General features: G+C 59.3%; 21 protein-coding genes. 18 read left to right on the plus strand and 3 right to left on the minus strand.

Translation table 11 applies throughout. The features are described 5' to 3' along the window. Positions 1-14 precede the first annotated feature (14 nt). From fliF to P3G59_RS08435, 18 genes are all read left to right on the plus strand, one after another. On the plus strand, positions 15-1,802 hold the full coding sequence (fliF, locus tag P3G59_RS08350; RefSeq protein WP_277761187.1) for a flagellar basal-body MS-ring/collar protein FliF: 1,788 nt from the start codon (positions 15-17) through the stop codon (positions 1,800-1,802). Continuing rightward, positions 1,795-2,814, plus strand: coding sequence for a flagellar motor switch protein FliG (gene fliG / locus P3G59_RS08355; RefSeq protein ID WP_007958288.1), 1,020 nt, complete (start codon positions 1,795-1,797; stop codon positions 2,812-2,814). Before fliF ends, fliG begins: the two co-directional genes overlap by 8 nt. Positions 2,815-2,818: 4 nt before the next feature. After that, entirely contained in the window at positions 2,819-3,625 is an 807-nt protein-coding gene (fliH, locus tag P3G59_RS08360; protein WP_277761188.1) for a flagellar assembly protein FliH, read from the plus strand. Further along, positions 3,615-4,973 carry a flagellar protein export ATPase FliI gene (gene fliI, locus P3G59_RS08365; protein WP_277761189.1) on the plus strand — a complete coding sequence of 453 codons (1,359 nt, stop codon included), beginning with the start codon at positions 3,615-3,617 and terminating at the stop codon, positions 4,971-4,973. The genes fliH and fliI overlap by 11 nt, the downstream gene beginning before the upstream one ends. 6 nt (positions 4,974-4,979) lie before the next feature. Continuing rightward, positions 4,980-5,432 carry a flagellar export protein FliJ gene (gene fliJ, locus P3G59_RS08370; RefSeq protein WP_277761190.1) on the plus strand — a complete coding sequence of 151 codons (453 nt, stop codon included), beginning with the start codon at positions 4,980-4,982 and terminating at the stop codon, positions 5,430-5,432. Positions 5,433-5,589: 157 nt separating this feature from the next. Beyond that, positions 5,590-5,895: an STAS domain-containing protein gene (locus P3G59_RS08375; protein ID WP_277761191.1), complete on the plus strand. Its 306-nt coding sequence runs from the start codon at positions 5,590-5,592 to the stop codon at positions 5,893-5,895. A 5-nt stretch (positions 5,896-5,900) separates the two neighbouring features. Beyond that, on the plus strand, positions 5,901-7,604 hold the full coding sequence (locus tag P3G59_RS08380; protein WP_277761192.1) for a fused response regulator/phosphatase: 1,704 nt from the start codon (positions 5,901-5,903) through the stop codon (positions 7,602-7,604). A 31-nt stretch (positions 7,605-7,635) separates the two neighbouring features. Then, positions 7,636-7,983 carry an Hpt domain-containing protein gene (locus P3G59_RS08385; RefSeq protein ID WP_277761194.1) on the plus strand — a complete coding sequence of 116 codons (348 nt, stop codon included), beginning with the start codon at positions 7,636-7,638 and terminating at the stop codon, positions 7,981-7,983. A gap of 106 nt (positions 7,984-8,089) precedes the next feature. Then, positions 8,090-9,454 carry a flagellar hook-length control protein FliK gene (locus P3G59_RS08390; RefSeq protein WP_277761195.1) on the plus strand — a complete coding sequence of 455 codons (1,365 nt, stop codon included), beginning with the start codon at positions 8,090-8,092 and terminating at the stop codon, positions 9,452-9,454. A gap of 207 nt (positions 9,455-9,661) precedes the next feature. Next, positions 9,662-10,165 carry a flagellar basal body-associated protein FliL gene (gene fliL / locus P3G59_RS08395; RefSeq protein WP_007920033.1) on the plus strand — a complete coding sequence of 168 codons (504 nt, stop codon included), beginning with the start codon at positions 9,662-9,664 and terminating at the stop codon, positions 10,163-10,165. Positions 10,166-10,174: 9 nt separating this feature from the next. After that, positions 10,175-11,143 carry a flagellar motor switch protein FliM gene (gene fliM / locus P3G59_RS08400; RefSeq protein WP_007920032.1) on the plus strand — a complete coding sequence of 323 codons (969 nt, stop codon included), beginning with the start codon at positions 10,175-10,177 and terminating at the stop codon, positions 11,141-11,143. 53 nt (positions 11,144-11,196) lie between these two features. After that, complete coding sequence (fliN, locus tag P3G59_RS08405; RefSeq protein ID WP_162835973.1) at positions 11,197-11,649, plus strand: flagellar motor switch protein FliN; 453 nt, start codon at positions 11,197-11,199, stop codon at positions 11,647-11,649. Then, positions 11,650-12,102 (plus strand): flagellar biosynthetic protein FliO, encoded by a 453-nt coding sequence (gene fliO / locus P3G59_RS08410; protein WP_277761196.1) that lies wholly within the window; start codon positions 11,650-11,652, stop codon positions 12,100-12,102. Further along, the gene (fliP, locus tag P3G59_RS08415) at positions 12,102-12,860 is read left to right on the plus strand and encodes a flagellar type III secretion system pore protein FliP (protein ID WP_277761197.1); all 759 of its coding nucleotides are present in this window, start codon (positions 12,102-12,104) and stop codon (positions 12,858-12,860) included. The genes fliO and fliP overlap by 1 nt, the downstream gene beginning before the upstream one ends. After that, positions 12,857-13,126 (plus strand): flagellar biosynthesis protein FliQ, encoded by a 270-nt coding sequence (gene fliQ / locus P3G59_RS08420; protein ID WP_095191127.1) that lies wholly within the window; start codon positions 12,857-12,859, stop codon positions 13,124-13,126. Before fliP ends, fliQ begins: the two co-directional genes overlap by 4 nt. Positions 13,127-13,129: 3 nt before the next feature. Then, the gene (gene fliR, locus P3G59_RS08425) at positions 13,130-13,915 is read left to right on the plus strand and encodes a flagellar biosynthetic protein FliR (protein WP_277761198.1); all 786 of its coding nucleotides are present in this window, start codon (positions 13,130-13,132) and stop codon (positions 13,913-13,915) included. Between the two features lie 3 nt (positions 13,916-13,918). Then, positions 13,919-15,058 carry a flagellar biosynthesis protein FlhB gene (gene flhB, locus P3G59_RS08430; protein WP_277761199.1) on the plus strand — a complete coding sequence of 380 codons (1,140 nt, stop codon included), beginning with the start codon at positions 13,919-13,921 and terminating at the stop codon, positions 15,056-15,058. Positions 15,059-15,234: 176 nt separating this feature from the next. Continuing rightward, on the plus strand, positions 15,235-15,903 hold the full coding sequence (locus P3G59_RS08435) for a hypothetical protein (RefSeq protein WP_277761200.1): 669 nt from the start codon (positions 15,235-15,237) through the stop codon (positions 15,901-15,903). 282 nt (positions 15,904-16,185) lie between these two features. On the opposite strand, the gene P3G59_RS08440 is transcribed toward P3G59_RS08435, so the two are convergent. The 3 genes from P3G59_RS08440 to P3G59_RS08450 all read right to left on the minus strand — a co-directional run bounded on the left by P3G59_RS08440 (position 16,186) and on the right by P3G59_RS08450 (position 19,498). Then, a complete protein-coding gene (locus tag P3G59_RS08440) occupies positions 16,186-16,545 on the minus strand; it encodes a hypothetical protein (RefSeq protein WP_277761201.1) in 360 nt (119 codons plus the stop codon). 628 nt (positions 16,546-17,173) lie between these two features. Then, positions 17,174-18,883 (minus strand): Ig-like domain-containing protein, encoded by a 1,710-nt coding sequence (locus tag P3G59_RS08445; protein ID WP_277761202.1) that lies wholly within the window; start codon positions 18,881-18,883, stop codon positions 17,174-17,176. A 255-nt stretch (positions 18,884-19,138) separates the two neighbouring features. Further along, positions 19,139-19,498, minus strand: a complete 360-nt coding sequence (locus P3G59_RS08450) for a hypothetical protein (RefSeq protein WP_102900463.1) — start codon at positions 19,496-19,498, stop codon at positions 19,139-19,141. Positions 19,499-19,980: the final 482 nt, after the last annotated feature.

Genomic DNA, 19,980 nt, shown 5'->3' on the forward strand with positions numbered 1-19,980 from the left:
GACGAGATTGAGTCATGGCAGAAGCAGTCGCCGATAACGTTCCGGCCAAGGCCACCCCGATAGACGGCAAACCGCCGCTGTTCGGCCTGTCCTTCCTGGAAAACCTCTCCGAGATGACCGTGCTGCGTCAGGTGGGCCTGTTGGTCGGCCTGGCTGCGAGCGTGGCGATTGGCTTTGCCGTGGTGCTGTGGTCGCAGCAGCCGGATTACCGTCCGTTGTACGGCAGCCTTGCCGGCATGGACGCCAAGCAGGTCATGGAGACCCTGGCCGCCGCCGACATTCCTTACAACGTCGAACCTAACTCCGGTGCCTTGCTGGTCAAGGCCGATGACTTGTCCCGTGCGCGGATGAAACTCGCTGCTGCTGGTGTCACTCCCAGCGACGGCAATATCGGTTTCGAAATCCTCGACAAGGAACAGGGGCTGGGCACCAGCCAGTTCATGGAAGCGACGCGTTATCGTCGCGGCCTCGAAGGTGAACTGGCGCGGACCATTTCCAGCCTGAACAACGTCAAGGGTGCCCGTGTGCATCTGGCGATTCCGAAGAGTTCGGTGTTCGTGCGTGATGAGCGCAAGCCAAGTGCTTCGGTATTGGTTGAGCTGTATTCCGGCCGTTCGCTGGAGCCAGGCCAGGTCATTGCGATCATCAATCTGGTGGCGACCTCCGTTCCCGAGCTGAGCAAATCGCAGATCACCGTCGTCGACCAGAAGGGCACCTTGCTCTCTGATCAGGCGGAGAACTCCGAAATGACCATGGCCGGCAAGCAGTTCGATTACAGCCGTCGCGTGGAAAGCATGCTCACCCAGCGTGTGCACAACATCCTGCAGCCAGTACTGGGCAACGATCGCTACAAGGCTGAGGTCTCGGCCGATATCGATTTCAACGCCGTCGAGTCCACCGCCGAGCAGTTCAACCCGGATCAACCGGCGTTGCGCAGCGAGCAGTCGGTCAACGAACAACGCACCGCCAGCAATGGCCCGCAAGGTGTGCCGGGTGCCCTGAGCAACCAGCCACCATCGCCAGCCTCGGCGCCGCAAACCACCGGTGGCGCCGCAGCGCCGGCCACCATGGTCCAGCCCGGCCAGCCATTGGTTGACGCCAACGGTCAGCAGATCATGGACCCGGCCACCGGCCAGCCAATGCTCGCGCCATACCCGGCCGACAAGCGTCAACAATCGACCAAGAACTTCGAGCTTGACCGCTCCATCAGCCACACCAAACAGCAGCAGGGTCGCCTGAATCGTCTGTCGGTGTCGGTGGTGGTCGACGATCAGGTCAAGGTCAACGCGGCCAACGGTGAAACCACCCGTGCGCCGTGGAGCGCCGACGAATTGGCGCGCTTCACCCGTCTGGTGCAGGACGCCGTCGGTTTCGACGCCAGCCGTGGTGACAGCGTCAGCGTGATCAACATGCCGTTCTCCGCCGAGCGCGGCGAAGTGATTGCCGATATTCCGTTCTACTCCCAGCCATGGTTCTGGGACATCGTCAAACAAGTGCTGGGTGTGTTGTTCATCCTGGTGCTGGTGTTTGGTGTGCTGCGTCCGGTGCTTAACAACATCACCGGCGGCGGCAAAGGCAAGGAGCTGGCCGGTCTTGGCAGCGACGTGGAACTCGGTGGCATGGGCGGCCTGGACGGCGAACTGTCCAACGACCGCGTGAGCCTCGGTGGTCCGCAGAGCATTCTGTTGCCGAGCCCGAGCGAGGGTTATGACGCGCAACTGAATGCAATCAAGAGTCTGGTGGCAGAAGACCCGGGTCGCGTGGCCCAGGTCGTGAAAGAGTGGATTAACGCAGATGAGTGATAACCGAGCCGCAGTCGCTAAACTGTCCCGGGTCGATAAAGCCGCGATTCTGCTGCTGTCGCTGGGTTCGACCGATGCCGCGCAAGTGCTGCGCCACATGGGCCCGAAAGAGGTTCAGCGCGTCGGCGTGGCCATGGCGCAGATGGGCAACGTCCATCGCGAGCAGGTCGAGCAGGTCATGAGCGAATTCGTCGACATCGTCGGCGACCAGACCAGCCTCGGCGTCGGCTCCGACGACTACGTGCGCAAAATGCTCACCCAGGCACTGGGTGAAGACAAAGCCAACGGCCTGATCGACCGCATCCTGCTCGGTGGCAACACCAGCGGCCTCGACAGCCTGAAATGGATGGAGCCGCGCGCCGTTGCCGACGTGATCCGTTACGAACACCCGCAGATTCAGGCGATCGTGGTCGCGTACCTCGACCCGGATCAGGCCGGTGAAGTGCTCGGCAACTTCGACCACAAGGTGCGTCTGGACATCATCCTGCGCGTCTCGTCGTTGAACACCGTGCAGCCAGCAGCACTGAAAGAGCTGAACCAGATTCTCGAGAAGCAGTTCTCCGGCAACTCGAATGCCTCGCGCACCACCTTGGGTGGCATCAAGCGCGCGGCGGATATCATGAACTTCCTCGACAGCTCGATCGAAGGCCAGCTCATGGACTCGATCCGCGAAGTCGACGAAGACCTGTCCGGTCAGATCGAAGACCTCATGTTCGTGTTCAACAACCTCGCCGATGTCGACGACCGTGGCATCCAGGCGTTGCTGCGCGAAGTGTCTTCCGACGTGCTGGTACTGGCCCTCAAGGGTTCGGACGAAGGCGTCAAAGAAAAGATCTTCAAGAACATGTCCAAGCGTGCCGCCGAACTGTTGCGCGACGACCTCGAGGCCAAAGGCCCGGTACGCGTCAGCGACGTCGAAACGGCACAGAAAGAAATCCTCACCATTGCCCGTCGTATGGCCGAAGCCGGCGAAATCGTACTCGGTGGCAAAGGTGGCGAGGAAATGATCTAAGCCCATGGACAAGCACGACGACGATGTGACGGATCTGATCCGTGCCCGCGATGTCCGTGGTTTCGAATCCTGGGCCATGCCCAGCTTCGACCCGCCGAAGCCCGAACCCGAGCCTGAGCCGGAGCCCGAACCGCCGGAAATGGAAGAAGTGCCGCTGGAAGAAGTCCAGCCACTGACCCTGGAAGAACTCGAAAGCATCCGTCAGGAGGCTTACAACGAAGGCTTCGGCATCGGCGAAAAGGAAGGCTTTCACAGTGCCACCCTCAAGGTGCGTCAGGAGGCCGAGGTAGCGCTGAGCGCCAAACTCGCAAGCCTTGAGCAGTTGATGGCGAACCTGTTCGAGCCCATCGCCGAGCAAGACACGCAGATTGAAAAGTCGCTGGTCGACCTCGTGCAACACATCACCAAACAGGTGATCAAGCGCGAGCTGGCCATCGATTCCAGCCAGATCGAACACGTCATGCGCGACGCCCTCAAGCTGTTGCCGCTGGGCGTCGATAACGTGCGCCTGTACGTCAATCCGCAGGACTTCGAGCAGGCCAAGGCTTTGCGCGAACGTCATGAGGAAACCTGGCGCATCGTCGAAGATGAATCGCTGTTGCCGGGCGGTTGCCGGGTTGAAACCGAGCACAGCCGCATCGATGCCAGTATCGAAACCCGGGTTGTCCAGGTCATGGCGAAGTTGTTCGATCAGTTGCACGAGCAGGCTTTGCACCCGGCTGAAGCGGATCTGAGTCTGGACATTCCGGAAGACGTAAAACCGACGGCCACGCCTGAAGAGCCGCTCGCGGACGACCCCGATGCGCCTTGAACGCACCAGTTTCGCCAAGCGCCTGAGCAGTTATGCCGAGGCCGTTGAAATTGCCGGCGCGCCGATTCTTGAAGGTCGCCTGCTGCGCATGGTCGGCCTCACCCTCGAAGCCGAAGGCCTGCGCGCCGCCATGGGCACGCGATGCCTGGTGATCAATGACGACAGCTATCACCCATCCCAGGTGGAAGCGGAAGTCATGGGTTTCTCCGGCAGCAAAGTCTTTTTGATGCCGGTCGGCAGCGTTGCCGGTATTGCCCCCGGCGCCCGCGTTGTGCCACTGGCCGATACCGGTCGCCTGCCGATGGGCATGAGCATGCTCGGCCGCGTGCTCGATGGCGCCGGTCGCGCGCTGGACGGCAAGGGCGGCATGAAGGCCGAAGACTGGGTGCCGATGGACGGCCCGACGATCAACCCGCTCAACCGTGACCCGATCAGCGTGCCTCTGGACGTCGGCATCCGTTGCATCAACGGTTTGTTGACGGTCGGCCGTGGCCAGCGTCTCGGTCTGTTCGCCGGTACCGGTGTCGGTAAATCCGTGCTGCTGGGCATGATGACCCGCTTCACCGAGGCCGACATCATCGTTGTCGGCCTGATCGGTGAGCGCGGTCGGGAAGTTAAAGAATTCATTGAGCACAGCCTCGGTGAAGAAGGCCTCAAGCGTTCCGTCGTGGTCGCTTCGCCGGCGGACGATGCGCCGCTGATGCGTCTGCGCGCGGCGATGTACTGCACGCGCATCGCCGAGTATTTCCGCGACAAGGGCAAGAACGTCCTGTTGCTGATGGATTCGCTGACCCGTTTCGCCCAGGCCCAGCGGGAAATCGCCCTGGCCATCGGCGAACCGCCGGCGACCAAGGGGTATCCGCCGTCGGTGTTCGCCAAGTTGCCGAAACTCGTTGAGCGCGCCGGTAATGCGGAGAAGGGCGGTGGTTCGATTACCGCGTTCTACACCGTGTTGTCCGAAGGCGATGACCAGCAGGACCCGATTGCCGACTCGGCCCGAGGCGTACTCGACGGCCACATCGTGCTGTCGCGGCGTCTGGCCGAAGAAGGGCACTATCCAGCGATCGACATCGAAGCGTCGATCAGCCGGGTTATGCCGGCGGTGGTCTCGCCGGAACACATGCAGCGCGCGCAATATTTCAAGCAGTTGTGGTCGCGTTATCAGCAGAGCCGCGATCTGATCAGTGTTGGCGCCTACGTTGCCGGCGGCGATCGCGAGACCGATCTGGCGATCTCTCTGCAACCGCAGTTGGTTCGCTATCAGCGTCAAGGGCTGAACGACAAAATCAACATGGGCGAAAGTCAATCTTACCTCGCCACCCTGTTTGCCCCAGCGGCGGGCGGCTAACCGCTCATGGCTGCCGTCAGTCGAGCCGCGCGTCTGGCGCCGGTGGTGGACATGGCCGAACAGGCCGAGAAAACCGCTGTGCAACGGCTGGGCTATTTTCAGGGTCAGGTGAAGGTCGCGGAAAGCAAACTGGCCGACCTCAATGCCTTTCGTCTGGATTACTCCGAGCAATGGATCGTGCGCGGCAGCACCGGCGTGAGCGGGCAATGGTTGCTCGGCTTTCAGGGCTTTCTGGCGCAACTCGATACCGCCGTTGACCAGCAGCGCCAGAGTCTGGTCTGGCACCAGAACAAACTCGACAAGGCGCGTGAAGAATGGCAACAGGCGTTTGCCAAGGTCGAAGGCCTGCGCAAGCTGGTGCAGCGTTACCGCGAAGAGGCGCAACGCCTCGAAGACAAGCGCGAGCAGAAGCTGCTTGATGAGTTGTCGCAGCGCTTGCCGCGCCACCAGCCTTTCTAAAACAAGATCAAAAGATCGCAGCGTGCCGCAGCTCCTACAGGGATCGGTGTAGGAGCTGCGGCACGCTGCGATCTTTTGATCTTGCCCTGCGCCTTGCCCCAACCCTGTCCAAGTGCTAAACCTTGTACAGGTTCGTCAATGACAAGGAAGCCAGTCAATGTCAGTCGTTGCAGAAGTATCTCCGGATGGGAAGAAACTCAAGATATCGGTCAAAGGCCGATTCGATTTCGGCAAACATCAAGAATTTCGTAATTCTTACGAGCGCGTCGAGCCAGAGCCCAATTCCTATGAGCTGGATCTGAAAGACACCACTTATCTGGACAGTTCCGCCCTCGGCATGTTGCTGCTCTTGCGGGATCACGCGGGTGGCGATGATTCGGATATTCGGGTGGTGAATCCGAATTCGGATGTGCGCAAGATCCTCGCCATCTCCAATTTCGACAAGCTCTTCGACATCACTTGACGGCCATGCAGGCGCAAGAGCCGCTGACGATCCTGATCGCCGAAGACAGTGCCGCCGACCGACTGCTGCTCTCGACCATCGTCCGTCGCCAGGGGCACGAAGTCCTGACGGCGGCCAACGGTGCTGAAGCAGTCGATCTGTTTCGCCGCCAGCAACCCGATCTGGTGCTGATGGACGCGATGATGCCGGTCATGGACGGCTTCGAAGCCGCGCGGCAGATCAAGGCGCTGGCGGGCGAAACGCTGGTGCCGATCATCTTCCTCACCTCGCTGACCGAAAGCGAAGCGCTGGCCCGTTGTCTGGAGGCCGGTGGTGACGACTTTCTGGCGAAGCCCTACAACCAGGTGATCCTCGCCGCCAAAATCAAGGCGATGGATCGTTTGCGCCGGTTGCAGGCGACCGTGTTGCAACAGCGCGACCTGATCGCCAAACACCATGATTACCTGCTCAACGAACAGCGCGTGGCCAAAGCGGTGTTCGACAAGGTTGCGCACTCCGGCTGCCTGAGCGCAGCGAATATCCGCTACCTGCAATCGCCCTATGCCTTGTTCAATGGCGACCTGCTGCTGGCGGCCTACACCCCGGCGGGCGACATGCATGTGCTGTTGGGGGATTTTACCGGTCATGGCCTGCCGGCAGCGGTCGGGGCGATGCCACTGGCCGAAGTGTTCTACGGCATGACCGCCAAAGGCTATGGCCTGGCCGAAACCCTGCGCGAGATGAACGCCAAGCTCAAACGCATCCTGCCGGTGGACATGTTCTGCTGCGCCACGCTGCTCTGCCTGAGTTTTCAGCGGCGTTCGGTCGAAGTGTGGAACGGCGGCATGCCCGATGGCTATCTGCATCGGATCGCCACGGGCGAGCGCGTGCCATTGGCCGCGCGCCATCTGCCGCTGGGCGTGCTCAGCCCACAGGCATTCGATGACTGCACGGAAGTTCATCCGATGGCGGTGGGTGATCGGGTGTTCTTGTTGTCCGACGGTGTGATCGACACCAGCGATGCCAATGATCAACTGTTCGGTGTCGAGCGTTTGCAGCAGGTGTTCGCCGCCAATCGTGAGCCCGACCGCCTGTTCGAGGACCTTGAGCAGGCACTGCGGGATTTTCGCGGCGAGGCACGCGACGACGTCAGCATGGTCGAGGTCAGCCTGCTCGAGCCGGCGCAGGTCAGGCCGTCGGCGCCGGTGTATTCCGACAGTGGCCAGTCATGTCCGCTCGACTGGTCGGTGAGCTTCGAGTTTCGCGGCGCCACGCTCAAGCGTTTCAACCCCTTGCCGTACCTGTTGCAGTTGCTGCTTGAAGTGCATGGGCTGCGGACGCAGAGTGGCGCTTTGTACAGTGTGCTGGCCGAGTTGTATTCCAATGCGCTGGAGCATGGCGTACTGGGGCTGGACTCCAGTCTCAAGCGCGATGCGGCGGGTTTCGCTCGTTACTATCAGCAGCGCAATGATCGGCTCGAGGCGCTGCAGGACGGTTTTGTCCGCGTGCATTTGCAGGTGCAGCCACGAGGCGAGGGCGGGTGCCTGCTGATTCGCGTTGAAGACAGCGGCAAGGGTTTTGATGTGGCGCGGGTCATGGAAAGGCCGCTGGACGGTGTCCGTTTGTCGGGGCGCGGCGTCAGTCTGGTCCGGCAATTGGGGCATAACGCCAGTTGGTCGGACGAAGGTCGTAGTGCTCGCGTGGAGTTTTCCTGGGAGGTTGAGGCATAATTCGCGCAATTCTTGATCAAGGAGTGAGCAAGTGACTGACACACATATTGATCGCGAGGCGCTGAGCGTACTGCGCGAAGTCATGGAGGAGGGTTATCCGGAACTTCTGGATACCTTTCTGGCAGACTCCGAAAATCGCCTGGTTGAGCTGCGCAAGGCAGCGGACGCCACGGTCCTGTCGGAAGTGGCCCATAGCTTCAAGGGCAGCGCCAGCAACATGGGCGCTCTGCGGTTGGCGGCGCTCTGCCAGAAGCTGGAATCGGAAGCCAACGTCAAAAGCCCCGCGGACATCGCCAGGCTGGTTGCTGACATCACTGGCGAGTTCGCCGAAGTCCGCCCGGTTTACGAAGACGAGCGACAGCACGCGCTAACGCACTGATATCCCGCCGTTCGGCGCTTTTCACGAGCGCCGGGCAAATCTGGCCCGGCACTTGCAGTCATCTGCGCAACTGTACCTACGATCCCAGTGCAGCGGAGACCGTTTCATGCCTGCGACCCCCAACATCCTTCTTCAGAACGCCGCTCAGGCCAAGGCGCAAGCTGCCTCGGCGAAAACGTCGGCTATGGCCGTAGACACTGGGGATAAAGCCTCAAGCTTCGCTAAAGTGTTCGCCGATCAGGGATCGAGCAAGCCTGTCGCCACCGCTGACAATTCGCCCAAGTCGCCGCGTGACAAGGTCTCTGACAACAGCGGCAAAAAGGATGTCGGCAAGGATCAGTCTGCCGCTGCGCAGCCGGCGGTTGCCGATAGCGGCAACGACTTGCCTGCCGACAAAACCGCAGCGACCGATGACACCAGCACCAGCAGCGACGACAGCGCGGACAGCAGCCAGACCCCGGTGGTGGATGCTGCGCCGGTTGATCCGACACTCGATCCGGCATTGGCAACCGCTGTCCAGCCTGTGGTGACGACGCCTGTGGCGCAGGCCCCGGCAACCCCTGCCCAGCCTGAAACCGAAACCCCGGCACTCGCCGCATTGCCGGGTGTGGTCAAAGATCCGGCACCGACCACCGACAGCGATTTCGACCCTTCGGCTGATCCCCTCGATTCGATGCCGGCCGTGCGCATGGCGATGGAGCAGGGCGGGCACATTTCCGCCGCCAGCCAGGCACAACCGAAAGCCTCGCCGGCTCAGGCGCAGGCCGACGGTGAACTGACGGCGGCGCAAAACTTCGCGGCCGGCATGGCCAGCATGCTCGACGTGCAGGCCGACAAGGACAGTACCAGTCAGGGCGGCGACAAAGCGTTCAGCGGCTTGATCGATGACGGCCTCAAAGACCTCAAAACCGCCACCAGCGATACCCGCGTCGATGACTTCGCCAACCGTCTGGCGGCACTGACGCAGGCGGCTACACCGAAGACTGCGAATGCAGTACCGGTGAATCAGCCGATTGCCATGCACCAGAGCGGCTGGACCGAAGAGGTGGTCAACCGCGTCATGTATCTGTCGAGCGCCAACCTGAAAGCGGCAGACATTCAGTTGCAGCCGGCCGAACTGGGGCGCCTGGACATCCGTGTCAACATGGTCCCGGATCAACAAACCCAGGTCACGTTCATGAGCGCGCATCCGAGCGTGCGTGAAGCGCTGGACGGGCAAATGCATCGTCTGCGCGAGATGTTCAACCAGCAGGGCATGGGCCAGGTCGACGTCAATGTCTCCGACCAGAGCCGGGGCTGGCAGGGGCAGCAAGGTCAGGAGCAGGCGCAACAGGGCCAGAATGGTCGCACCAGCGCTGCCGGCGGTCGCCTCGATGCGGCGGATGAAGAATTGGCACCTACCGCAATTGCTGAAGCCGCCGCTCAAACCACCAGCGTGATCGGCACCAGCGCGGTCGACTACTACGCCTGACGACTGCGGCGACTCGAAAAGATCGCAGCCTTCGGCAGCTCCTACAGGGTGTACACATGCCTGAGTAGGAGCTGCCGAAGGCTGCGATCTTTTGCTTTTGTGCGTGTAGCAGTTCCCCCCTGTTCTTGGCTCCGACACTTCTGGCATAACACTTGCTCTTGCCTTGCCGTGCGACTGTGAAAACCCGAATAGTGACGGATTATTGGCATGGCGAAGAGCGAAACAGCAGCAGTGAAAGACCCCGCAACCAAAGGCAAACTCAAGCTGATCATTGTGATCGTGCTGGCGTTGCTGCTGGCCATTGGTGCATCCGTGGGGGCGACCTGGTTCTTCATGCACAGTGCCCAGAGCAAACCTGCCGAGGCCGCTGATGCGGCGCCTGTCGGCAAGCAACCGGCGATTTTCGAGCCGATGGCGCCGGCCTTTGTTGCTAACTACAACCAGAACGGCCGTCAGCGCTACATGCAGGTGAGCATCACCATGCTGGCGCGTAATCAGGCCGATCTGGAAGCGCTCAAAGTGCACATGCCGGTGATCCGCAACAACCTGGTGATGCTCTTCTCCGGTCAGGATTTCGCCACCTTGGCGACCCCGGTCGGCCAGGAGATGTTGCGCCAGAAGGCCACAGCCAGCGTCCAGGAAGTGGCGCAGAAAGAGCTGGGCAAAGTGGTGATCGAACAGTTGCTTTTCACTAATTTCGTACTGCAGTAGGAACACGACATGGCCGTGCAGGATCTGCTGTCCCAGGATGAAATCGACGCGCTGTTGCACGGCGTCGACGATGGTCTGGTACAGACCGATAACGCTGCCGAACCCGGCAGTGTCAAAAGCTACGACCTGACCAGCCAGGATCGCATCGTCCGTGGACGCATGCCGACTCTGGAAATGATCAACGAGCGATTTGCCCGCTACACCCGCATCAGCATGTTCAACATGCTGCGCCGCTCGGCGGACGTTGCCGTCGGTGGCGTACAGGTGATGAAGTTCGGCGAATACGTGCACTCGCTGTACGTGCCGACCAGCCTCAACCTGGTCAAGATCAAACCGTTGCGCGGCACTGCGCTGTTCATCCTCGACGCCAAACTGGTGTTCAAGCTGGTGGACAACTTCTTCGGCGGCGATGGCCGTCACGCCAAGATCGAAGGGCGTGAATTCACCCCGACCGAACTGCGCGTGGTGCGCATGGTGCTGGAGCAGGCTTTCGTCGATTTGAAAGAAGCCTGGCAGGCGATCATGGAAGTCAACTTCGAGTACATCAACTCGGAAGTGAACCCGGCCATGGCCAACATCGTCGGCCCGAGCGAAGCGATTGTTGTCTCCACCTTCCACATCGAACTCGATGGCGGTGGCGGCGATCTGCACGTGACCATGCCGTACTCGATGATCGAGCCGGTGCGCGAAATGCTCGATGCCGGTTTCCAGTCCGACCTCGACGATCAGGACGAGCGCTGGGTCAATGCCCTGCGCCAGGACGTGCTCGACGTCGACGTGCCGATCGGTGCCACCGTCGCGCGCCGCCAGTTGAAGCTGCGCGACATCCTGCACATGCAGCCGGGGGATGTGATCCCGGTGGAAATGCCGGACGAAATGATCATGCGCGCCAACGGCGTGCCGGCCTTCAAGGTCAAGATGGGCTCGCACAAAGGCAACCTCGCGTTGCAGGTGATCGAGCCGATCGAGCGTCGCTGAAGCGGCGCTCCAACCCCCAAGCATTTAACTGAATTTTTGCCCGCCGAGGACAAATGATGAACGACGATATGAACGCCCAGGACGACCAGGCACTGGCTGACGAATGGGCTGCGGCCCTGGAAGAAACCGGTGACGGTCAAGCTGACATCGACGCCCTGCTGGCCGCCGACGCAGCCAGCGGCTCGCGTCTGCCGATGGAAGAGTTCGGCAGCGTGCCGAAGAACAACGACCCGGTGACCCTCGACGGCCCGAACCTGGACGTGATCCTCGACATCCCGGTGTCGATCTCGATGGAAGTGGGCAGCACCGACATCAACATCCGCAACCTGCTGCAACTCAACCAGGGTTCGGTGATCGAGCTGGACCGTCTGGCCGGCGAGCCGCTGGACGTGCTGGTCAACGGCACCTTGATCGCGCACGGTGAAGTGGTGGTGGTCAACGAGAAGTTCGGCATCCGCCTGACTGACGTGATCAGCCCAAGCGAACGCATCAAGAAGCTGCGCTGAGTGAAACGGTTTCTCTGGGCTTTGCTGGCATTGCCATTGAGCGTGCTGGCCGCCGAACCGTCGACGACCACCACCGTGCCTGCTGCCACCGCGCCGATGGTCAACAGCGGCGTGGCCGGGCAACTGACGCAATTGGTGTTCGGCCTGTTGCTGGTGCTGGGGTTGATCTTCTTCCTCGCCTGGCTGTTGCGCCGGGTGCAGCAGGCAGGGCCGGCCGGCAAGGGCCAGGTGATCGAGCTGATCGGTTCGCGCGCGCTCGGGCCGCGTGACCGGTTGATGCTGGTCCAAGTCGGCAACGAGCAGATTCTGCTCGGCCTGAGCCCTGGCACCATCACCGCGCTGCACGTGCTCAAGGAGCCGGTTGAAGTGCCCAGCGCCAGTGAGAAAGCGACGCCGGAATTTGCCCAGCATTTGCTGAAGATTCTCGGCAAGGATCAGAAGGATAAGAAGTAATGGGTGCGTTACGCATCGTCTTGACGCTGGCCTTGTTGCTGGCCGCGCCGCTGGCGTTCGCCGCCGATCCGTTGTCGATCCCGGCGATCACGCTTGGCACCAACGCCGATGGCGCGCAGGAATATTCGGTCAGCCTGCAGATCCTGCTGATCATGACCGCCCTGAGCTTCATTCCGGCGGCCGTGATTCTGATGACCAGCTTCACGCGGATCATCATCGTCTTCTCGATCCTGCGTCAGGCCCTCGGTCTGCAACAGACACCGTCGAACCAGATCCTTACCGGCATGGCGCTGTTCCTGACCATGTTCATCATGGCGCCGGTGTTCGACCGGGTGAACAACGATGCGCTGCAACCGTATCTGGCGGAAAAACTCACCGCTCAGCAAGCGGTGGAAAAGGCTCAGGTGCCGATCAAGGACTTCATGCTCGCACAGACGCGCACCAGTGATCTGGAGTTGTTCATGCGCCTGTCCAAGCGTACTGACATCGCCACGCCGGATCAGGCGCCGCTGACCATTCTGGTGCCGGCGTTCGTTACCTCCGAGCTGAAAACCGCGTTCCAGATCGGCTTCATGATCTTTATTCCGTTCCTGATCATCGACCTCGTCGTGGCCAGTGTGCTGATGGCGATGGGTATGATGATGCTCTCCCCGCTGATCATCTCGCTGCCGTTCAAGATCATGCTGTTCGTACTTGTGGATGGCTGGGCGCTGATCATCGGCACGCTTGCCAGCAGTTTTGGAGGTGTCACGCCATGACGCCAGAAGTTGCGGTCGACATATTTCGTGAAGCCCTGTGGCTGACCACCATGATGGTCGCCATCCTGGTGGTGCCGAGCCTGCTGGTCGGTCTGCTGGTTTCCATGTTTCAGGCTGCGACCCAGATCAACGAACAGACCCTGAGCTTCCTGCCGCGTCTGCTGGTGATGCTGGTGACCCTGATTGTGGGTGGCCCGTGGATCGTGCAGACCTTCATGGAGTACATCATCCAGCTGTACAAAAACATTCCGATGGTCATCGGCTAAGCCATGCAATCGCTGCTTCAGTTGACCGACACCCAGATCAGTTCCTGGGTGGCGACATTCATGTTGCCGCTGTTTCGCGTCGCCTCGATACTGATGGTCATGCCGGTTTTCGGCACAACCCTCATTCCCCGGCGTGTGCGCCTGTATTTCGCTGTGGCGATTACTGTGGTGATTGTGCCGGGACTCCCGCCGATGCCGGCAGTCAGCCCGCTCGATCTCAGTGGTTTGCTGTTGATCGCCGAACAGATTCTGGTCGGCGCCGTTCTCGGGTTTTCTCTGCAGCTGTTTTTCCAGGCCTTCGCCGTGGCCGGGCAAATCGTCGCAGTCCAGATGGGTATGGGTTTCGCCTCGATGATCGACCCGACCAACGGGGTATCGGTGGCGGTCATCGGGCAGTTCTTCACCATGCTGGTGACGCTGTTGTTCCTGTCGATGAACGGCCATCTGGTGGTCTTCGAAGTCCTCACCGAAAGTTTCACCACATTGCCGGTTGGCAGTGGCTTGATGACCGCGCATTACTGGGAGTTGGCCGGCAAGCTCGGCTGGGTACTGGGGGCGGCGTTGTTGCTGGTGCTGCCGGCAATCACCGCACTGCTGGTGGTCAACATCGCCTTCGGCGTGATGACCCGCGCCGCGCCGCAACTGAACATTTTCTCCATCGGTTTTCCGCTGACCCTGGTCCTCGGCCTGTTTATTGTCTGGGTCGGTCTGGCCGACATTCTCAACCAGTATCAGCCGTTGGCCAGTGAGGCCTTGCAGCTGTTACGCGAACTGGCACGGGCGCGCTGAGTCATGGCAGAGAGCGAAAGCGGTCAGGACAAAACAGAAGACCCCACGGACAAACGCAAAAAAGACTCCCGTGAAAAGGGTGAGATTGCCCGCTCCAAAGAGCTCAACACGCTCGCCGTGATGATGGCCGGTGCCGGCGCGTTGCTGGTGTTCGGCGGCATGCTGGCCGAAGACCTGATGGAACTGATGCGCCTGAACTTCACGCTGTCGCGTGAGGTGATCATGGATCAGGGGTCCATGGGCGCGTTTCTGTTGCAGTCCGGCCAGATGGCCCTGCTGGCGATTCAGCCGATCATGATCACCCTGTTGATCGCGGCGCTGATCGGGCCGATTTCTCTCGGTGGCTGGCTGTTCGCGGCGGGCTCCATGGCGCCCAAGTTCAGCCGAATGAACCCGGCGGCAGGCCTGAAACGGATGTTCTCGTTCAAGGCTGTGGTCGAACTGCTCAAGGCCCTGGCCAAGTTTCTGATTACGTTGGGCGTGGCGTTGGCCGTGTTGTCGGCGGACGTCGATGACTTTTTGCGGATAGCCCACGAACCGCTTGATATGGCGATCATCCACAGCGTCACGCTGGTCGGCTGGAGCACCTTGTGGCTGGCCTGCGGCCTGATCATCATCGCCGCCGTCGACGTGCCGGTACAGCTCTGGGAAGCGCACAAGAAACTGCTGATGACCAAGCAGGAAGTGCGCGACGAGCACAAGGATCAGGAGGGGCGCCCGGAGGTCAAACAGCGCATCCGCCAGACCCAGCGCGAAATGTCCCAGCGGCGCATGATGGCGGCGATTCCCGACGCCGACGTGGTCATCACCAACCCGACCCACTACGCCGTCGCGCTCAAGTACGACTCGGAAAAGGGTGGTGCGCCGATCCTGCTGGCCAAGGGCAGCGATTTCCTCGCCCTGAAAATCCGCGAAATCGCCGTGGCCAACAACGTCATGCTCCTCGAATCGCCGGGGCTGGCACGCTCGATCTACTACTCCACCGAACTGGATCAGGAAATCCCGGGTGGGTTGTATCTGGCGGTTGCTCAGGTGTTGGCCTACGTCTACCAGATTCGCCAATACCGCGCCGGCAAGGGCAAGCGCCCGGATCCGCTCAAGGACGATCTGCCGATTCCGCCGGATCTGCGCCGCGATTCCTGATAGTTGCCGTCTGTCTGAATTCCCCCATCACCCGCCGCAGTAGTCCGCGCCTGTTCAACTGGCGGTTACCGCCTGTCTGAAAGCCCTGTTTACCTGTCAGATCTGACAGTAGACGCCATCTTCCAGCAGCGCTGTCATGTATTCGGGAATTATCCCTAATCGCAGAGAGCACGATCATGGCAGAACGAATCTACAAAAAACTTGAAGGAATGACGCTGGAATATGTTTCAGGACGGCTCGAGGAGAATCCGAAGGAGCGGGCCATCCGTTACAGGGTCACTTTCGACATGGATCTGGATTTCACCCACTTTGTGCAAATGGCCAACTTGCATATTCCGGGTTACCTGAATAACCCGATCAACGCTGTCCGGCCTGAACTGAACGGCATGGCTTACCACTATTCCTACAACTACTTTTTTGATGCCGCTGGAAAAATTCGCGACAACGAGGCGTTATTCGGGATTTTCACTGATTCAGCTAATTACATGGATCAATGGGCGGCGGGTGCCGATCTGGAGGTGCGTTACGGCAAGCCTGAGTTTGAGATGATTGGCCGCAAATTGCGCATCCATGCACACAGAGACCTTCGCTTGCCTGATCAGTCGCGCAACATTGCTATTGCCGATTTGCCGGTCGTTTCCTTTCAGTGGGCGCTTAACCTGATGGAGGGGCACGTTGATGGCCCCCAAATTACTGCGCCATTTACCAAGGTCGTGCTCATGTACATGAATGAAGATCTTGTTGAAGTCGAAGGCCAGAAAATGTTCAGGGGCGCGAAGTATATCAATGGCAAGCAACTCAGTTTTGGTGCTATTTCGCCCAAGCAGATTCTGACCGCGCAGTGACATTTGCGCTGAGTTCACTGGCCCCTTCGCGAGCAGGCTCGCTCCTACTTTTGGAATACATTCCACTCCCAAATCTGTTTTGCATTTCATTCCACATCTGGAATGCATTTCACTGTGGGAGCGAGCTTGCTCGCGAAGAGGTCGGCACTCACACCAAATCCGTCAACGCTTGATTGAGCGTTCCCGCACGCAGCACAGGAACGCCTCAACGGACGCTCCACGTTATGATCGTTCCCACGCAGAGCGTGGGAACGATCATCGGGGGGGGGGGGGGGGCGGGCGCTACTGCGACAACTCCAGATTATCCATCACCCGATTCACTGCCAGTTCGCCGAGCATGATCAACTGCGCGATCCCCAGCAGCGTCCTGCGTTGTGACGCGGGTATGAGGTGGGCGAAGTCATGGGCGATGGTTCTGGCTGAGGCGAGTGTTTCGCTGGCATCGGCCAGCAGTTCCTCGTTTTTGAAGTCGGCGGTGACGGCGTACATCCGGCGGGTTTTGCGTGGCGGTGGCGTGGAGCCGGGTGGGCAGAGGTAGTGATCGAGGGCGCGGTCGGCGGCTTCGTGGAGTTTTTTTGAATCGAGGGATTCGTAGGGGGAGGTGGGGTCGGTTTCGGGTGGGTTGGGTGTTGGTTTGATCATGGTGGAGCTCCTTTGAAGTGGAGCCGCTACGACCTGTCGCTAAACAGGAGGGGTGGCGGCTGTACGCAGGTTAGCGAACCGGTCAAAGGCACCCGGCAGACCCGAGGGTCTCCCGCATACAGCCACCATGACGAAATCGCGAAAATACAGATCCGCAACGAAGCCTGGAACGCCGATGCACCTTTGACTTGAATTCGAGTCGCTAAACCCGATCGCTGATTCGTCAGCGACCGATCCACAATAGAACCCGACCCCAAAGCGCACAAGCCGGCGGATTCTGGCGTAGCTGTAGGCAATGGCGCAAGGATTTGTAGCCTCGAAGGCGTGTCGGGAGGTGTCATTTAAACGCCTGAGTTTAAGACGCAATTTGCGCTGACTTCACTGCCCCCTTCGCGAGCAAGTCGAATCGTCGCACCGTCGCTCCCACATTTGGATTGCATTTCCCCTGTGGGAGCGAGCTTGCTCGCGAAAGGGCCATCCCGGTCAGCAGAAAAACCTCGATCAAGCCCCGCTGTTCAAATCACTGCTCAAATAAACCCGTCCCCTTTTCACAATGAAAGTCTGACCCTTGTCGAGACGGGTATTCAGAATGCGAAGTTCTGCAGCCATTTATCCTGACTAGTTTCAACTAATCAACGCTGCTTGAACCTGCGATCATTTCTGCGGCTTCTAAGATCTCCTCACTAGCGCTCATCGCTCCCGTTCCTCCCCAATAATTCAACGAAAAACTCAACCCGTCTCTGGGGTCGGCTGTCTGCGCCAGCCACTCAAAATTTCGGGTATAGGTGTTATAAACCTCTCCCTGGGCTCCATTGGTGTTGCCGGTCCAGGCTCTGTCCAGTTGAGGAAACTGTGGACCTGCAATCCAAGCGAACCAAGGCTGAGAGAAGCAACGCTGCATGACCGCACGGATTTGCGGCGTTAAGTGAATCTCTCCTCTTTGCGCCAGTGATTGAAGGTATCTCTGGTAAGTCCAACCTACGCCTCCGTGTACCAACAAGGAGTAGATGTTCGAGACCTGGACTGAGTAGCTGACCTGCGCATCTTGTTTGTCGGTGATGGTGATGGTTGCCCCACCGTTGCCCATTCCCGTGGCCTTGCCGCTTGCGTCAACTGCTGCGACGGAGGGATTCGAGGACTTGTAGGTATAGGGCGGATTACCTCCAATAGCCACGCGAATCTTAGTGTTACCAATCGCATCGACACCATTGAGGTGTGGACAGTAACCACTTCTCACCATTATTCCGTCCAGCACCATCAGCGTCGTGTCCACTGAAAGTGGTTCGACACTCACAGTCAGTAATCGCACGTTGGAATAAACCGAGGTTGGGTGGTACAGCGATTTAGCATACAAGCGGTGACCGCCGACTGTTACGGTGATGGTGTGCTGCCAAGACCCGTCAATTGGACTCGCGGTCAGTTTGCCTTTGGACACTGCGCTCGGACCACTACCGTCGAAAATCTCGATATCCTTCCCTTTGCTGGCGGTACCCTTGAGTATTAACGTGGTGCTGGTGGTGCTGGCACCCTCCGCCACTTCTTCATTGTTGGAATCCAATACGTTGACGAGGGTCGGGGCCGGCAGATTTTCCTCTTTAAGGCGAATATTCAGCGTCTCATTCGGCGATTCACCAGAATTTCCCAATTGATCCGTCACCTCGAAATTGGCATTGATCTCGCCGTCAACAAAGTTTTTAAAGTCATCGGTATACAGCGTTACGCTCACAGGTGCCGAGGGATCTGTGACCTCCATCTTGAATGTTGCATTGCCGAGTTTTAATTGCACTTGATCGAAGGGTTCTTTGGTGGTGTAGCGCATTTCGAACGTGACGCCCTCCTTGGCCAGTTCAGCGGTAACGCCGTAGGCGATTACCTTGGGTGGAATAATCAGCTTGAAGTTGGCGTGGGGGTGCAGGTGGTAGAGCACGCGCAAGATATCCGATGATTCTTCATTGCCGCCTAGCCGTTTAACTACGTACTGCAGTTTGTTGATGCCGTTTACAAACTTGGTTTTCGGAGCTTGCAGCGCGATTCGCTTGTTTTCCTCGCCGGGCTCGACAGTGTAGCTGTCCACGGGTGTCGTCCCGTCATTGATAAACAATTCGACTGATTCGTACTCGGCTAGCGTCGCCACGCCCCGGTTTAGCAGTAACGTCCACGGATCAACCACACACCTCACGCGTTCTGGGGTACCGGTGAAGAGCCGTCTAGGTATACCACCATCAGCGAGACCGGATGGCCTCACCGGGGTCAGCCAGCCAGGTATGAAAACCGGGACCAGTTTTAAAATTTCAATCACTTCGTCAGACTGGATGTCGATGGTTGATTCAGTGTCCATGACGCGCTCCTGACCCTTGATAGGCCGGCTAGTGGGGAAGCGCTATCACATACTGTCCAGTGAATTTTGCCCACTGTCAGATCTGACAGGTACATCCATGTTTTAGACGAGCGGTCCGAGTTTCGCCGCGTGTTTTGCACATTGCTCAATGGGCCATCCGTCGCAAGACCGCTCCTTGAAAAAGCAAATAGTCGAGTCCTCTTTTCTTGGCATTTGGAATGCATTTCCCTGTGGGAACGATCATCGAGAGGGGCGCTACTGCGGCAACTCCAGATTATCCATCACCCGATTCACCGCCAGTTCGCCGAGCATGATCAGCTGCGCGATCCCCAAGAGCGTCCTGCGCTGCGACGCGGGTATGAGGTGGGCGAAGTCGTGGGCGATAGTTCTGGCTGAGGCGAGTGTTTCGCTGGCATCGGCCAGCAGTTCCTCGTTTTTGAAGTCGGCGGTGACGGCGTACATCCGGCGGGTTTTGCGTGGCGGTGGCGTGGAGCCGGGTGGGCAGAGGTAGTGATCGAGGGCGCGGTCGGCGGCTTCGTGGAGTTTTTTTGAATCGAGGGATTCGTAGGGGGAGGTGGGGTCGGTTTCGGGTGGGTTTGGCGTTGGTTTGATCATCGGTAAAGCCTCTAGAGTAGTGAAGCTGCCACCGTTCGCTGCTAACGAAGGAGGTGGCGGCTGTACGCGGGTTAGCAGACCAGGACTCTAGAACCCGGCGCACCGAAGTGCCCCACGCAAAGCCGCCATAACGGCAGCGGACTTTGTGCGTCTAGAGAAACATCCAGGCTGCTAAACCCGATCACTGAACATTCAGTGACCGATCCACAATAGAACCCGACCCCAAAGCGCACAAGCCGGCGGATTCTGGCTTGGCTGTAGGCAAAGGCGCAAGGATTTGTAGCCTGATTACGTGTCTTGGCGTGTCATTTAAACATTGGTGTTTAAAAGCACAGGATCGCAGCCTGCCGCAGTCGCTAGAGGAGACGTAAATCCCTGTAGGAGCTGCCGAAGGCTGCGATCTTTTGATTTTCAAAAGCAAGATCAAGAGATCGCAGCCTTCGGCAGCTCCTACAGGGATCGCATCCGGTGCGATCTTTTTT

The organism is Pseudomonas sp. A34-9, assembly GCF_029543085.1.
Classification (GTDB): Bacteria; Pseudomonadota; Gammaproteobacteria; order Pseudomonadales; family Pseudomonadaceae; genus Aquipseudomonas.